We start from the raw sequence: 15,199 nt of genomic DNA on the forward strand, positions 1-15,199 counted from the left end.
TGTGGCTAGAAAGAAAAAAGAACTTCCTCTGCTGGAGAAGGTGACAATAACGGATGTGGCTGCCGAAGGAAAAGCCATCGCAAAAGTAGATGACCTGGTCGTTTTTGTACCTTACGTAGTGCCGGGCGACGTGGTAGATTTGCAAGTAAAAAGAAAAAAGAATAAATACGCCGAAGCTGAAGCGGTGAAGTTTCACGAACTCTCACCGGTACGTGCCGTTCCTTTTTGCCAGCACTATGGCGTATGCGGCGGGTGTAAATGGCAGGTATTGCCCTACGCAGAACAAATCAAATACAAACAGAAACAGGTGGAAGACAACCTCCGCCGTATCGGAAAGATCGAATTGCCGGAAATCTCTCCTATCCTGGGATCTGCTAAAACAGAGTTTTACCGGAACAAACTGGAGTTCACCTTCTCGAACAAACGCTGGCTGACAGCGGAAGAAGTGAAACAGGACGTCAAATATGACCAGATGAACGCGGTGGGATTCCACATTCCGGGAGCATTCGACAAGGTGCTCGCCATCGAAAAGTGCTGGTTGCAGGATGATATCTCTAACCGTATCCGCAATACGATCCGCGATTACGCCTACGAGCACAACTACTCTTTCATCAATCTCCGTTCGCAGGAAGGAATGCTCCGCAACATGATTGTACGTACCTCGAGTACCGGCGAACTGATGGTGATTCTGATTTGCAAGATAACGGAAGAGCATGAAATGGATCTCTTCAAGCAGTTATTGCAATATGTTGCCGACCAATTCCCGGAAATAACCTCTCTCCTATACATTATTAATAATAAATGTAACGACACGATCAATGACCTCGATGTACACGTATTCCGTGGCAATGATCACATCTTCGAGGAGATGGAGGGACTTCGTTTCAAGGTGGGACCGAAATCGTTCTATCAGACCAACTCGGAACAGGCATACAATCTTTATAAGGTGGCACGCGACTTTGCCGGACTGACAGGTGACGAACTGGTATATGACCTCTATACGGGTACCGGAACCATCGCCAACTTTGTGTCACGCCAGGCACGAAAAGTGATCGGCATCGAATATGTTCCCGAAGCCATAGAAGATGCAAAAGTGAATGCCGAGATCAATGGAATAGAGAACACCCTGTTCTTTGCCGGAGACATGAAGGATATCCTGACACAGGATTTCATCAATCAGTACGGGCGTCCGGATGTAATCATCACCGACCCTCCCCGGGCGGGAATGCATCAGGATGTGGTAGACGTAATCTTATTTGCCGAACCCAAACGGATCGTATATGTTAGTTGTAATCCGGCTACACAAGCGCGTGACCTCCAGTTGCTGGATGTCAAATATCGTGTGAAAGCAGTGCAACCGGTAGATATGTTCCCCCACACCCATCACGTGGAAAACGTAGTGCTGCTTGAACTTAAATAAAAAAATGAATATGAAGAGAATCAAACGAACTCCGGCCGAGAAGGCCCGTGCACAATATACCGGCTATCTGGTGAAAGAACCGATGGAATTAATGGATTTCCTTGCGGCCAAAATGCCCGATGCCAGCCGTACCAAGCTAAAGTCTCTGTTGAGCAAACGAATCGTGCTGGTTGACAATGTGATCACAACACAATTCAACTTTCCTCTGCAACCGGGCATGAAGGTGCTTATCAGCAAGGACAAGAACAAGAAAGAATTCCGCCATCCGCTACTGAAGATAGTCTACGAGGACGCCTATATCATCGTAGTGGAGAAAAAGGAAGGATTGCTTTCCGTTGGCACAGAGCGGCAGAAAGAACGTACTGCCCAGCATATTTTAAGCGAATATGTAGGTCGTTCGGGACGCGGAAACCGCATCTACGTGGTTCATCGCCTGGACCGGGATACTTCGGGATTAATGATGTTTGCCAAAGACGAAAAGACACAATACACGTTGCGTGACCATTGGCACGACATCGTGACGGACCGTCGCTATGTAGCGGTGGTTACCGGCGAGATGGAGAAAGACAGCGACACGGTAGTGTCCTGGCTGACAGACCGTACCTTGTACGTCAGCTCAAGCAGCTATGATGATGGCGGTTCCAAATCGATCACCCACTATCGCACCATCAAACGTGCCAATGGCTACTCGCTGGTAGAATTGCGATTGGAAACCGGACGTAAGAATCAGATACGTGTACACATGCAGGATCTGGGGCATCCTCTGATCGGAGACGGACGTTATGGGATAGACGGTGGGCCCAATCCTCTCGGGCGCCTGGCTTTGCATGCTTTCAAACTTTGTTTCTATCATCCGGTGACAGATCAGCTAATGGAGTTTGAAACCCCTTACCCTCCTACATTCAAGAAGCTATTTCTGAAGAAATAATATAAATAGGGATGTATCAAAACTCGTATTTACCACAGATTACACAGATTTACACAGATAAATAGTATTGGTTATCAGTAAATTAAAAATCGTTCTGTGCAAATCTGTGTAATCTGTGGTGAATTATGAAACACCTTCATTTAATATTTGCCGGATATAAGTTTATTCCATTCTTAATTCAAAGTTAAATCCCCGGGCATCGTCCGAAAGATAAAAGGCACCGGTTATCCGATCTCCGTATATCCTTACGTCGTCCATATAAGAGATACCGTTCTTACCGTAATTCAATACTAAATTACGATTATAAGAATCTTCCCAATACCACTGAAAGCGAAACTGATCATACAAAAGACCGTCTGAAGCATAGAACTGGGTCTCCACTCCAAAACCGTCGTTCCCGAACTCAAAGGTACTGAACAGGGGTTCACCATTATGAGCATTCATCCCTACATCGCCGGTCCATGCCCGCCCGGTAATGACATATTCAATCTCTCCCTGATCGTCCTCGCAAGACGCGAACCCGACAGCGAGCATCAGTATCAGTAAAATCTTCCAATAGCCTTTCATTTCTTCCTATCTCCTTCTCTAATTAGTTTCTGTTATATTTTGAATCGACAAATACAACTACCTTTCCGTTCAGCTTCCCGGACATATTATGCTCACGTACCCACACGTTATCGAAATAAGTCACCCCGTTCACTCCATAGTCAAAAACAATACCTTCCATCGTATCGTCTATCCACGACCAGGTCAGATTATTGGTCTCCGTGCGGTAAGGCTGACTTTCATTTACATGATAATAGGCATAAGTCTCTGCCAGCCGGCCGTTATCATCAAACTTCAATGTATGCCGAACCCACTCGTCTACATCATTCTTCTCCGAATCATTCACCCAGGTTTTGCCACAGAGCTTTGCATTGCTATTTCGTAGATAATCATCTGAATAATACTTGTCACCACAAGAGCTTAGGCCTACTATAGCTACCAATAAGAATAGCGTTTTCATAAAATTCAATGTCTTCATAAGTGTCATTTGTCATTAAATTAATAATACACGGACAAATATAAGGATTGTTTTCTAATAAAAAGGAAATAGGATAAATAAAAACATTTCAGACAAACAAAAACCATACGATGTGCATCGAAAGTATTCCATGTGGCTTACTGTGAATTTCAAAAAGTAACTTTAAAAAAGAAATTGACTACAGATTGCTTTATTTACAGATAAATTGCTAACTCTATTCAGATACAAAAGTTATCGGATAGAACTTTTATTTAAAGCAAAATGAATAAAAAGAGAAATAACATGCAGTTTCAGTGCTGTCTGAAGATAAATATGCAAAAACACTCGGACGTTTATTAATATCGTTTAGGTCTTTTGTTAACTTCCTCCAAGTCTTTTATTAACTTCGTTCAAGTCTTTTGTCAACTTCGTCCAAGTCTTTTGTTAACTCCATGACAAGAGAAGAGATATATGGCTGCATAAAAGCACTTTTCCCATTTATTGGTACTAAGAGAAGCAACCGAAAGAAGATGGCAGATACATGCAAAATCGTTAAAACAGACAGCACTATAATATAAGCAGAAACGATAAACGATCCATATCACAAAAAAAACGTATAATCGGCATCATCTTGAATCGCCCTAATGCTCCTATTTAGCGTTTTTTTCCGCAAGAGTGGATACGGAGCTTAAAGAATCAAATCTGAGCAGCATTAAAATACAAAATGACAAAATGACTAATTAGCCTTTATTACTTTTCCTCACCTCTGGTTCCCCGAAATTATCTTTCCTAAAATACCGCATTCCCCTTTTTATTCCCTACATTTGTACTACGAATAAAAAATCAAGATAGTAAAATGAAAAAATTTATCAAAGGAGTCCGGTTTACTCCTTCCAATTATCCGGATGAAATAGAAGATAAAATACAGAAATACAGAAAACAAGGTTATAAACTTCCTCCACGCAAGGTATTGCGCACACCGGAACAAATTGAAGGTATCCGTGAAAGTGCAAAGATCAACACAGCTCTGCTGAACCACATTGCAGAAAATATTCGTGAAGGAATGTCCACCGAAGAGATCGATCGTTTGGTCTACGATTTCACCACATCCCATGGGGCTATTCCGGCTCCTCTAAACTATGAAGGATTTCCCAAAAGCGTCTGCACCAGCATCAACGATGTAGTGTGCCACGGAATCCCCAGTTCAACCGAAATTCTAAAAAGCGGAGATATTATCAACGTAGATGTTTCTACCATTTACAATGGTTATTTCTCTGACGCATCACGCATGTTTATGATCGGCGAAGTCAGCCCTGAAAAACAGAGATTGGTACAGGTCACTAAAGAATGTATGGAAATCGGCATAGCTGCCGCACAGCCTTGGGCCCGTTTAGGTGACGTAGGTGCGGCTATTCAGGAACATGCCGAAAAGAACGGTTATAGTGTGGTACGCGACTTATGCGGACATGGAGTGGGAATCAAATTCCATGAGGAACCCGACGTAGAGCACTTCGGACGCCGCGGTACCGGTATGTTGATTCTTCCGGGAATGACTTTTACCATCGAACCGATGATCAACATGGGAACGTATGAGGTCTTTGTCGACTCTGCTGATGACTGGACAGTCTGCACAGACGACGGATTGCCGTCTGCACAATGGGAAAATATGATTCTGATTAATGAAACCGGAAACGAAATACTGACTTATTAAATGGAACTGACTCTCCTCTTGATTATTGCAGCCTTACTGGTTGCACTGCTCGCATTGACACTTACCCGCAACAATCGCGCACAAAGCGAAGAGATGCAACGGGCATTGCGCCAACAAATGCAGGAAAACCGGGAAGAGTTGAATCGCAGTATTCGCGAGTTACGCATGGAAATGACGCAAACCCTGAATCAGGGTTTGCAACAGCTGCAAGATGCCATGCATAAGAACATGATGACCACCGGAGAACTGCAACGCCAAAAGTTCGACGCAATGGCACGCCAGCAGGAAACGCTGATACAGTCCACCGAGAAGCGTCTGGACGACATGCGCGTGATGGTTGAAGAGAAATTACAAAAGACTCTCAACGAACGCATCGGACAATCTTTCGAGATAGTCCGTTCGCAACTTGAAAATGTGCAAAAGGGCCTGGGCGAAATGAAGTCGCTCGCACAAGACGTAGGCGGTCTCAAGAAGGTTCTGAGTAACGTGAAAATGCGCGGAACGTTCGGTGAGGTCCAGCTAGGCGCACTTCTGGAACAGATGATGAGTCCGGAACAGTATGAAGCGAATGTCAAGACCAAGAAAAGCGGAACCGAATTTGTGGAGTTCGCCATCAAACTTCCGGGAAAAGATGATGCCAACAGCACTGTTTATCTGCCAATCGACGCCAAATTCCCCAAAGATGTTTACGAACAATACTACGATGCTTTCGAAGCCGGAGATGCCGCATTGATGGAATCGTGCGGACGCCAACTGGAGACAACCATCAAAAAAATGGCGAAGGATATCCACGACAAGTATGTCGATCCTCCGTTTACAACGGACTTCGCTATCTTATTTCTCCCCTTCGAAAGCATCTATGCAGAAGTGATCCGCCGGACAAGCTTAGTTGAAACACTACAAAAGGATTACAAGATTGTAGTAACCGGACCGACTACTTTGGGAGCTATCCTGAACAGTTTGCAAATGGGATTCCGGACACTCGCCATACAGAAACGCACAGGAGAGGTATGGACCGTACTGGGAGCTGTAAAAACCGAATTCGGAAAATTCGGAGGACTGCTTGAGAAGGTCCAGAAGAATCTGCAAAGCGCAGGTGACCAGTTGGAAGAAGTGATGGGAAAACGTACGCGCGCCATCGAACGCAAACTCCGTCAGGTCGAAGAACTCCCTCACGAGGAAAGCCGGAGAATATTACCGATAGACGATGGCGGAGAAGATGACTGACCGATAAAAACAAAGAAGTATACAGCCATGGAAATAACACTTAAAAATCAGTTCATTACTTTGTGGAATACTTATTTTCCACAAGCCGGACTTCCGATAACATTCCAATACTCGGCAGATACACAAAATCTCCCGATAGTGGAAGCTCCGAAAGGACATCGGTGCATCATTGCACAGTTGACCCAGGTACAGCGTGGAAAAACTCTCTGCATGCAGGCGGATTCTGTGGGATGCCGGGGTGGAAAACGGTACACAAACTTCACGGACAAGATGTTTCCCGGATTCGAATGTTTCCTTTCACACAATGAACAGGGCGAGGGAGAACGATACAAGCAGACTCCGGAGCTGGCAGCTGCCGCTCTGGCACAGTTGCCTGTACTTCCTGTCAAGGGAGAAAACCTGATCTTCAAACGTTGGGATAAGCTGGAAGCGGAAGACATGCCGGAAGTTGTTATCTTTTTTGTATCTGCCGACATCCTCTCCGGTCTGTTCACATTGGCTTGTTTTGACAATGTAGCTCCTGATGCAGTGATCGCTCCCTTTGGTGCAGGCTGTGCTTCTATTATCTATCATCCATACCGGGAACAACTGGACGGAACCAATCGGGCGGTATTGGGATCATTCGACCCTTCTGCACGCAAATGTATGAAACCCGATCTCTTGTCTTTTGCCATTCCGTTTAACAAGTTCAAGAGTATGGTGTCACAAATGGAAGAAAGTTTCCTAAAGACAGCAACGTGGGATGTAATCAAAAAGAGAATGGGTTCGTCATAATGCTCCGGAAGTTCGCGGACAAACATCGCACCTTCCTTCCAGAATATCGCATGATTTCTATTAAAAGGTTCGGGATACCGCAAAGACAATAAATCATTCAGAACAAACAACTAACACTATTAGTTATTCAACTAACAGCATAAATTATTTACCTAATTTTAGCAGGAGATTAGAAAACGGACCTTATTACAGGTGAAAGTTATCTTCTTTTGGGCAAGACCCAATGCAAAACCAGGTATCCCAAGATACCCGCCATTACCGTACCGGATAAAACACCGAGTTTGGCCTGGTTCAATAATACAGGATGGGCGGAGCCGAACGAAAGATTGGCGATGAAAAGCGATACCGTAAAGCCTATTCCACCCAGTAACGCCACTCCGGATATATTCTTCCAGTTCATCCCCAAAGGCATCGGAGTAAGACCGCTTTTGACAGCCAGCCAGGTAAAAGAATAAATCCCCAGAAATTTGCCTGCCAATAATCCCAAAGCAACCGCAAGGGTAACCCCGCCAATAACTTCACCTTCGCCACTAAACATAACACCTGCATTGACAAAAGCGAACAACGGAAGGACAAGATAATTCACTGCACCATGCAGGTTATCCTCAAGCGACTGAAGGGGACTGATGACACGGTCGGAAGCCGACTCAACCTCTTTCAGCTTGGCTATCTGTTGATTGGTCAGTACGATGTTGTTTGCTCCCATTTCGGGGAATGTACTGATAATGCGCCGGATACGCTCAATATATGTACCGACGTTCAACTGTGGTTTGGCCGGAATGACAAAGGCCAGAATAACACCGGAAATCGTACTATGGATACCCGATTGCAGGAAAAGATACCAGATAACCACACCGACAACTAAAAAGAAAATCTTATTGGTAGCTCCCTTCTTACCTATAAAATATAACAGAACGTAAAGCAGCGCCGCCCATAACAAATATTCATAAGCTACGTGTGAACTGTAGAAAATGGCAATCACCAATATACCGCCTATATCATCGACTACCGCAAACGCTGTAAGGAAGATTTTCAGACTCAACGGAACACGCTTGCCCAACAGGCTGAGCACTCCCAAAGAAAAGGCAATATCGGTTGCCATAGGGATAGCCAGTCCTTGCTCGCCTTCAGTGCCCGGAGCACAAACCATGGAATAGATGACAACAGGCACTACCATTCCGCCACATGCGGCAATGAATGGCAGTGCAGCTTTACGGAACGAGGAAAGCTCGCCTACCAGTAACTCTCGCTTAATCTCCAGTCCGACCATTAAGAAGAAAATCGTCATCAGACCGTCATTAATGAACTCAATCATCGTCAGATTGTGTCCCGCATGCGAAAGTAAATTAAAGCCTCCGATGCGAAAATGAAGTTCATGCGACAAAAACTCCTGATACACCGATGCTGCCGGAGAGTTAGCGATTACCGCAGCAGCAATCGCTGTGACAAACAATAGAATACTCGCCGTAATATTCATCGACGAGAAATCCTTCATCGAACGTAAAACTGTCATAATAGGTATATATAATATTAGATTTAAGCAATTCTATGACACGGCTAAGTTGTATAGCTTCGCAATGCCAACTTCTTCACCCATAGTACAAAGATACCGGTCAGAATCAAATTCAATACAATGGTCAGCACTGAAATAACCAATGCAGGACCACCCAAGTTGTATCCGAGGGCAATAAAGATGACTCCGGCTCCTACTTCACCACGGGTAAACATACCGATAGAAAGCGCCAGGCGTTCGCTGAACTTCCTATCCCGGTAAAAGAACACAGGAAACAGCTTACCGATATTTGAAAGCAGTGAAACAATCAATACGTGAAGTGCTATCATTCCCCACGACATCATTTCCTGCGAACCTGTCACCGAATGGGTTCCGGCATGTGTCTCGGCAAAGTTCACCCCAATGAAATGCGGCATGCTCATACCTACCAAGAACATAAACAGGAACGAAACCCCTGTTGAAACTTTATGCTCGACAGGAGTATCTATTTCTTTGTGTTTCATGATCATACCCAGCACAAAAGCCGGCAACAACACCTCGATGTGAATACTCCCCTCTTCGCCATAGAGCTGCTTGCTAAAATAGTAAACGGCTTGGGTAGCAACAAATACAAGCACCGAATAGCCCATTATCGCTTTCCAGTCCTGACGCCAGTTATACCTTCCCAACTGTTTCCAACCCAATGAAAGCAATAAGAAGACAATAAAGACAACCACGATCAGCTGCCAGCGCAAACCAATCATCATTATCTGCAGGGGAATCATTAACAAAATGGTATCGAGGTCATCAAAAATTGCCAGGACCTGAATCTTTTTATAAATCCAACTTGATTTAAGTCCGATGGCGGCGAGCATCGTGAAAAGAATACCGGCCGATGTAGGAGCTGCGAAACGGCTTAACAGCAGATTCTCTTTCCAAGCCTCCCAACTGTTCCAGAATTCTGGCGGCAAAAGCACAAATACATAATAGATAGCAATCAGAAACCAAGGCATGGCGGCAGTAGCCATTGCAATGAAGTAGTCTCCGGCATAACTTCTCCAACGGGTCTTATCAACTTCAAACTCACGCCCTACGTTAATCATAATAAAACTCAGGCAGATGTAAAGAAGAATGTTAGATACAATTTTTACGGTAGCATATCCTTCACCTGCCAATAACGGCAAGTATTGTGATAGCAAAAGGCCAATAATCAAAAAGGCCGAAAAAGACAGAACTTTTCTCATTTTTATTGTTTATCGTTGTTTTAAAGGCAATTGCCAGGGAAAGCTCTGCGGACAGATGACAATTGCCTGGTATATTAGAAACTGGCTGCAACAAAATTTGTTCAGAAAGATTCCTGTTTTTTTATTACGTTGCAGCCTTTATTTCCTAATCCAGTTTAAGCACGGCAAGGAATGCCTTCTGCGGCACTTCCACATTACCGATCTGCTTCATACGTTTTTTTCCTTTTTTCTGCTTCTCAAGCAGCTTACGTTTACGGCTGATATCACCTCCGTAACATTTTGCCGTAACGTCTTTACGCACCGCTTTGATCGTTTCACGAGCTATAATCTTAGCACCGATAGCGGCCTGAATAGCTATTTCAAACTGTTGTCTCGGAATGAGTTCTTTCAACTTCTCACACATCCGACGCCCCATATCGTAAGCATTATCGAAGTGAGTCAGGGTAGAAAGCGCATCAACCGATTCACCGTTTAACAAAATATCCAGTTTCACCAATTTGGACGGACGGAAACCATCCGGATGATAATCGAACGAAGCATAACCTTTCGAAATACTCTTCAGTCTGTCGTAGAAGTCGATCACAATTTCACCCAACGGCATATTATAGAACAACTCGACGCGGTTTCCCGAGATATATTCCTGCTTCAACAATTCGCCCCGCTTACCGAGACAAAGCGTCATGATAGGTCCGATATAATCGGTCGTTGTTATAATAGAAGCTTTGATATAAGGCTCTTCTATATGGTCGATCATAGTCGGATCGGGCATACCGCCGGGGTTATGCACCTCCGTCATATTACCTTGTTTGTCGTAAATATGATAAGATACGTTAGGAACTGTGGTGATGACATTCATATCGAACTCACGATCCAGACGCTCCTGTACAATTTCCATGTGAAGCAATCCCAGGAAGCCACAACGGAAACCGAAGCCTAAGGCCAACGATGATTCCGGTTGGAACGTCAGTGAGGCATCATTCAGCTGCAACTTCTCAAGTGAAGCTCGCAGATCTTCAAATTCTTCGGCTTCGATGGGATAAACTCCGGCAAACACCATCGGTTTCACCTCTTCGAATCCCGCAATCGCTTTATCGCAAGGGCGGGCTACGTGAGTGATCGTATCTCCCACTTTCACCTCTTTCGAAGTCTTAATTCCCGAAATGATATAGCCTACATCTCCCGTCCGGAGTTCCTTGCGTGGAACCATTTCCATCTTCAACACTCCGATTTCGTCTGCAACATACTCTTTCCCGGTATTGAAGAACTTAACCTTATCACCAGCACGGATGACTCCGTTCGTTATCTTAAAATAAGCGATGATTCCACGGAATGAGTTGAATACGGAGTCGAATATCAAAGCTTGCAACGGCGCACTTTCATCACCTTGAGGATGAGGTATACGCTCGATGACCGCTGCCAGTATCTCTTCCACACCCATACCGGTCTTACCGGACGCACGGATAATTTCATCCCGCTTACATCCCAGCAGCTCTACGATCTCGTCTTCCACCTCTTCGGGCATGGCACTTGCCATGTCGCACTTGTTAATGATCGGAATGATTTCAAGATCGTGCTCAATAGCCATATAAAGATTCGAGATGGTCTGTGCCTGGACTCCTTGCGACGCATCCACAATGAGTAACGCACCTTCGCAGGCAGCTATCGAGCGGGATACTTCGTATGAAAAGTCAACATGCCCCGGAGTATCGATCAGGTTCAGAATATACTTCTCCCCCTTATAAGTGTACTCCATCTGTATGGCATGACTTTTAATCGTAATCCCCCTCTCCTTTTCCAAGTCCATATCATCAAGCATCTGCCCTTCTGTCACCTGAATGGTATTAGTGAACTCCAACAAACGGTCCGCCAATGTTGATTTACCATGGTCAATATGAGCAATGATGCAAAAATTTCTGATTTTATCCATCTGATACTATTATCTTAATTTAATTTGGTGCGCAAATATACACAAATGCCAGAACATAAAAAAATGCGCTGATAACATATCATAATGTATCAACGCATTTTTTTATTGGGGAAGTAATTCACTCCTTAGTTCAATGTAACGAAGAGTTCACCTTCGATTTCCTGAGTAGAGATCTTATCTTCTCTCAACAGCCATCCGAGGCCAAGGAACAAATCTTTATCCACCAATTTAGTTGCTTTCTTAATCTGCTTGGCAGTCAGTCCTTCTGTTCCATTCAGTGCATTCCAGATTTTACCTGCAATTTCACCTGCTTTTTCTTTCAACATTTGCTTTAGAAATTTTAGTTAGACATGAGTTAAAACCCGAACAATTCAGGTTTTATTTCGACTGCAAATATAGTTATAATTATGTTATATAACAGATTATTAGTAACTTTTTTCTCTTTCTTGTAATGAAAACATCAATTTGAAGACTATTTCTTCTCTTTTTCGAGATATTCTGCCCAAATTCTGGCTGCCTCCTCTACCATTTTCGAACAAGGTCTTTTGGCATAATACTGTTCTGTCCGGGCTTCCGGCTCGGACGACACCGGTGCTTTCTTCTTTAAACCAAGCAGTTCGCCACAATTCAACGAACCATTTCGTTTCTTGAATTCGGCCGCAAGCTCTTGCACCAAAGCATAATTGGCAGCCTTTCCCTCACGATCGGCTCCGTCAATTGCCCCCTTCTCCAGTCCGGCAAGTAGAAACATGCCACAGGCAGCGCCACACGTTTCACGCATGCGCCCGATACCTCCGCCAAACGAAGCTGCCATACGCAGCGCCTGCTCTTCAGTAAATCCATACATATCGGCAAATGCAGCTACTACAGACTGCGAACAATTATAGCCGCTCTTGAAAAGCTCAGTAGCACGGCTTATCCTTTCTTCCTTTGTCATTTTATATTTTTTTATTTCTTGCAAAAATATTAAAAAAGTATCTTTGTCGGCAACTAATCAATGATTTTTATGGCAACAACCTTTGACATACAATTGCCACACTATCCACGTGGCTTCCATCTGATCACCTGTGACATCCTTTCTCTCCTTCCGGACCTGCCGGAAAACGGACTGCTGGTTGTGTTCATCAAGCATACCTCAGCAGGCATCACTATCAACGAAAATGCCGATCCGGACGTGCGTCATGACTTCAATACGTTTTTCAACAAACTCGTACCCGACGGTGCCCCTTATTTCGTCCACACCCTTGAAGGCCCGGACGATATGAGCGCACACATTAAGGCTTCACTAATCGGAACCTCAGTCAGTATCCCCATCCGGAATCACCGTCTGAACCTCGGAACCTGGCAAGGGATCTACCTGTGTGAATTCCGGGACGGGGGCGACAAACGCAAACTGAGTATTACCATTTTGGAGTGAATCAGCCGATCTCCAACGCCATCGGACAATGATCGGAGTGAACGGCGTTGTTCAGAATAACGGCTTCTTTCAGCAAGGAGCGTACCGGCTCGCTGACCATACAATAATCGATTCTCCACCCTTTGTTCTTGGCACGCGAATTGAAACGGTAACTCCACCAAGTATACTCTTGCTTTTGAGGATAAAGCGTACGGAAAGAATCAATGAAGCCCGCCGACAGGAAACGGGTCATCCATTCCCGTTCTTCGGGCAAGAAACCACTGTTGGTAGCATTACGAACCGGATCGTGAATATCGATCGGTTCATGGCAAATGTTATAATCCCCACAAAGAATCAGATTGGGACGTGATTTACGCAATTCCGTCACATACTTCTGGAATGCTTCCAGCCAGACCATCTTAAAAGCCTGGCGTTCGTCTCCGCTAGTGCCCGAAGGATGGTAAACGCTCACCACAGACAAATCACCAAAATCCGCACGAATAAAACGCCCTTCGTTATCATATTCTTCAATTCCCATACCATATTCTATGTGATCGGGCTCTACTTTGGTCAAGATGGCTACTCCGCTATATCCTTTTTTCTGTGCCGAATAGAGATATGCTTTATATCCAAGTGCCTCAAAAGCCTCTGCCGGATATTGTTCGGGTTGCAGTTTGGTTTCCTGCAGACAAAGCACATCGGGATTTTCCTCGGCCAACCACTCGGGCAGCCCCTTGTTTACTGCGGCACGAAGTCCGTTCACATTATAAGTTATAATTTTCATCTTTTATATTTTACGAGAACAACAACATTATATTCAACACTGTCACTATCACGGCAATGGTATAAAGCACAAACGTGCTCCATTTACTATTGACATAATCGCCCATCACCTTACGCGAAGAGGTCAGACCGACCTGCAAAAAAACCGTAAACGGCAACTGGATACTCAGCACCATCTGAGAGATGATCAGACCCTTAAACGGATCACCGATAAAGAAAATCAGCAGCAACGCAATGCCCAACGACAGAATAACCCCTACCTGAGAGTGGCTATCCTTAATGTGGTATGATTCGCCAAAGATACCGGCGAAAATAGATCCGGCCGCCATCCCGCTGGTAATCGTAGACGAGATACCCGCCATAAGCAGGGCTAAAGCAAAAACAATAGCCGCATTACTTCCCAACAGGGGTTCGAGCAATGATTTCGCCTGCTGCAGCTCTTCAACCTGAATGCCACTTTTAAAGAAGGTAGCGGCTGCCAACAGAATCATGGCACTGTTGATGGCCCATCCTATAATCATTGAAAAGAGCGTATCAAACAATTCGTACTTCAACACTTTCTTTATGGACGCTGTATCCTGTTTATTGTATTCGTGGCTCTGAATCACCTCCGAATGCAGGAAAAGATTGTGAGGCATCACCACAGCACCCAGCACACTCATAATAATGAGCATGCTCCCCTTAGGTATAGCCGGCGTCACCCACCCTTCTACTGCCATAGGCCAGTCAATATCCACCAAAAAGAGTTCATAGATGAACGACAAGCCGATCACCGATACAAAAGCAATGATGGAGCGCTCTATTTTCTTATATGAATTTGTAAAAAGCATGATGGAAACAAAAACGGTAGTCAGAACGGCCCCCCAGACAATAGGAATGTCGAGCAACATTTCCAGCGCTATGGCCCCTCCCAGAATCTCGGCCAGTGATGTAGAGATGGAAGCAAGTACGGCCGTCCCCAGTATGGGACGCGATACCCACTTGGGCGTATACTGCGTTGCCGCCTCCGAAAGGCAAAGCCCTGTCACGATTCCCAAGTGAGCAACATTGTGTTGCAATATGATCAGCATGATGGTGGACAGCGTAACCACCCATAACAGTGAGTAACCAAATTCTGAACCTGCCGCAAAATTAGAAGCCCAATTGCCCGGATCAATAAAACCTACAGTAACCAATAAACCGGGACCAATATATCTGAAGACGTCCAAACCTCCCAGATAGCGTTTGTGGTCTTTACTTTTTAAATCTTTAAAAATATTTTTCATAAGGATGTCATGTCTCTTGTTTTTCTTCT

Annotated in this window: 15 protein-coding genes; 6 read left to right on the top strand and 9 right to left on the bottom strand. The window is 44.6% G+C overall.

The annotated features are described in order from the left end of the window. Window position 1 precedes the first annotated feature (1 nt). Both rlmD and BSHG_RS05700 read left to right on the top strand, forming a co-directional pair. Entirely contained in the window at window positions 2-1,420 is a 1,419-nt protein-coding gene (gene rlmD / locus BSHG_RS05705; RefSeq protein ID WP_005788070.1) for a 23S rRNA (uracil(1939)-C(5))-methyltransferase RlmD, read from the top strand. 10 nt (window positions 1,421-1,430) lie between these two features. Beyond that, window positions 1,431-2,348, top strand: coding sequence for an RluA family pseudouridine synthase (locus BSHG_RS05700; protein WP_005788072.1), 918 nt, complete (start codon window positions 1,431-1,433; stop codon window positions 2,346-2,348). A 162-nt stretch (window positions 2,349-2,510) separates the two neighbouring features. Here the strand turns inward: BSHG_RS05700 and BSHG_RS05695 are convergent, their stop codons facing one another. After that, a complete protein-coding gene (locus BSHG_RS05695; protein WP_005788073.1) occupies window positions 2,511-2,915 on the bottom strand; it encodes a hypothetical protein in 405 nt (134 codons plus the stop codon). Between the two features lie 22 nt (window positions 2,916-2,937). Then, window positions 2,938-3,381, bottom strand: a complete 444-nt coding sequence (locus BSHG_RS05690; RefSeq protein ID WP_005788076.1) for a hypothetical protein — start codon at window positions 3,379-3,381, stop codon at window positions 2,938-2,940. A gap of 826 nt (window positions 3,382-4,207) precedes the next feature. On the opposite strand from BSHG_RS05690, the gene map reads away from it, so the two are divergent. Genes map through BSHG_RS05675 form a run of 3 tightly spaced genes read left to right on the top strand, consistent with a single transcriptional unit; the run spans window position 4,208 to window position 7,063 of the window. Then, window positions 4,208-5,062: a type I methionyl aminopeptidase gene (map, locus tag BSHG_RS05685; RefSeq protein ID WP_008660463.1), complete on the top strand. Its 855-nt coding sequence runs from the start codon at window positions 4,208-4,210 to the stop codon at window positions 5,060-5,062. After that, a complete protein-coding gene (locus BSHG_RS05680; RefSeq protein ID WP_005793488.1) occupies window positions 5,063-6,289 on the top strand; it encodes a DNA recombination protein RmuC in 1,227 nt (408 codons plus the stop codon). A 27-nt stretch (window positions 6,290-6,316) separates the two neighbouring features. Further along, window positions 6,317-7,063 (top strand): DUF169 domain-containing protein, encoded by a 747-nt coding sequence (locus BSHG_RS05675; protein ID WP_008660466.1) that lies wholly within the window; start codon window positions 6,317-6,319, stop codon window positions 7,061-7,063. Between the two features lie 199 nt (window positions 7,064-7,262). On the opposite strand, the gene nhaA is transcribed toward BSHG_RS05675, so the two are convergent. From nhaA to BSHG_RS05650, 5 genes are all read right to left on the bottom strand, one after another. Continuing rightward, window positions 7,263-8,576, bottom strand: coding sequence for a Na+/H+ antiporter NhaA (gene nhaA / locus BSHG_RS05670; protein WP_008660469.1), 1,314 nt, complete (start codon window positions 8,574-8,576; stop codon window positions 7,263-7,265). A gap of 44 nt (window positions 8,577-8,620) precedes the next feature. Further along, window positions 8,621-9,799 carry a sodium:proton antiporter gene (locus BSHG_RS05665; protein WP_005788087.1) on the bottom strand — a complete coding sequence of 393 codons (1,179 nt, stop codon included), beginning with the start codon at window positions 9,797-9,799 and terminating at the stop codon, window positions 8,621-8,623. Window positions 9,800-9,944: 145 nt separating this feature from the next. Continuing rightward, window positions 9,945-11,726: a translation elongation factor 4 gene (lepA, locus tag BSHG_RS05660; protein WP_005788089.1), complete on the bottom strand. Its 1,782-nt coding sequence runs from the start codon at window positions 11,724-11,726 to the stop codon at window positions 9,945-9,947. A gap of 125 nt (window positions 11,727-11,851) precedes the next feature. Beyond that, window positions 11,852-12,052 carry a winged helix-turn-helix domain-containing protein gene (locus BSHG_RS05655; RefSeq protein WP_005788091.1) on the bottom strand — a complete coding sequence of 67 codons (201 nt, stop codon included), beginning with the start codon at window positions 12,050-12,052 and terminating at the stop codon, window positions 11,852-11,854. Window positions 12,053-12,198: 146 nt separating this feature from the next. Beyond that, a complete protein-coding gene (locus tag BSHG_RS05650; protein ID WP_005793479.1) occupies window positions 12,199-12,663 on the bottom strand; it encodes a C-GCAxxG-C-C family protein in 465 nt (154 codons plus the stop codon). 69 nt (window positions 12,664-12,732) lie between these two features. Here BSHG_RS05650 and BSHG_RS05645 point away from each other — a divergent pair, with 69 nt between their 5' ends. Further along, window positions 12,733-13,143 carry a secondary thiamine-phosphate synthase enzyme YjbQ gene (locus BSHG_RS05645; RefSeq protein ID WP_005788096.1) on the top strand — a complete coding sequence of 137 codons (411 nt, stop codon included), beginning with the start codon at window positions 12,733-12,735 and terminating at the stop codon, window positions 13,141-13,143. 1 nt (window position 13,144) lies between these two features. Here the strand turns inward: BSHG_RS05645 and BSHG_RS05640 are convergent, their stop codons facing one another. Next, window positions 13,145-13,906 (bottom strand): exodeoxyribonuclease III, encoded by a 762-nt coding sequence (locus tag BSHG_RS05640; protein WP_005788098.1) that lies wholly within the window; start codon window positions 13,904-13,906, stop codon window positions 13,145-13,147. Window positions 13,907-13,916: 10 nt separating this feature from the next. Then, window positions 13,917-15,170 (bottom strand): Nramp family divalent metal transporter, encoded by a 1,254-nt coding sequence (locus tag BSHG_RS05635; RefSeq protein ID WP_005788100.1) that lies wholly within the window; start codon window positions 15,168-15,170, stop codon window positions 13,917-13,919. Window positions 15,171-15,199: the final 29 nt, after the last annotated feature.

It is taken from the genome of Bacteroides sp. 3_2_5, assembly GCF_000159855.2.
Lineage (GTDB): Bacteria > Bacteroidota > Bacteroidia > Bacteroidales > Bacteroidaceae > Bacteroides > Bacteroides fragilis.

Excerpts from the sequence above, each read along its gene's own strand:
- BSHG_RS05700 (WP_005788072.1), top strand. The coding sequence starts at position 1,431 with ATGAAGAGAATCAAACGAACTCCGGCCGAGAAGGCCCGTGCACAATAT.
- BSHG_RS05695 (WP_005788073.1), bottom strand. The coding sequence starts at position 2,915 with ATGAAAGGCTATTGGAAGATTTTACTGATACTGATGCTCGCTGTCGGG.
- BSHG_RS05690 (WP_005788076.1), bottom strand. The coding sequence starts at position 3,381 with ATGACACTTATGAAGACATTGAATTTTATGAAAACGCTATTCTTATTG.
- map (WP_008660463.1), top strand. The coding sequence starts at position 4,208 with ATGAAAAAATTTATCAAAGGAGTCCGGTTTACTCCTTCCAATTATCCG.
- BSHG_RS05680 (WP_005793488.1), top strand. The coding sequence starts at position 5,063 with ATGGAACTGACTCTCCTCTTGATTATTGCAGCCTTACTGGTTGCACTG.
- BSHG_RS05675 (WP_008660466.1), top strand. The coding sequence starts at position 6,317 with ATGGAAATAACACTTAAAAATCAGTTCATTACTTTGTGGAATACTTAT.
- nhaA (WP_008660469.1), bottom strand. The coding sequence starts at position 8,576 with ATGACAGTTTTACGTTCGATGAAGGATTTCTCGTCGATGAATATTACG.
- BSHG_RS05665 (WP_005788087.1), bottom strand. The coding sequence starts at position 9,799 with ATGAGAAAAGTTCTGTCTTTTTCGGCCTTTTTGATTATTGGCCTTTTG.
- lepA (WP_005788089.1), bottom strand. The coding sequence starts at position 11,726 with ATGGATAAAATCAGAAATTTTTGCATCATTGCTCATATTGACCATGGT.
- BSHG_RS05655 (WP_005788091.1), bottom strand. The coding sequence starts at position 12,052 with ATGTTGAAAGAAAAAGCAGGTGAAATTGCAGGTAAAATCTGGAATGCA.
- BSHG_RS05650 (WP_005793479.1), bottom strand. The coding sequence starts at position 12,663 with ATGACAAAGGAAGAAAGGATAAGCCGTGCTACTGAGCTTTTCAAGAGC.
- BSHG_RS05645 (WP_005788096.1), top strand. The coding sequence starts at position 12,733 with ATGGCAACAACCTTTGACATACAATTGCCACACTATCCACGTGGCTTC.
- BSHG_RS05640 (WP_005788098.1), bottom strand. The coding sequence starts at position 13,906 with ATGAAAATTATAACTTATAATGTGAACGGACTTCGTGCCGCAGTAAAC.
- BSHG_RS05635 (WP_005788100.1), bottom strand. The coding sequence starts at position 15,170 with ATGAAAAATATTTTTAAAGATTTAAAAAGTAAAGACCACAAACGCTAT.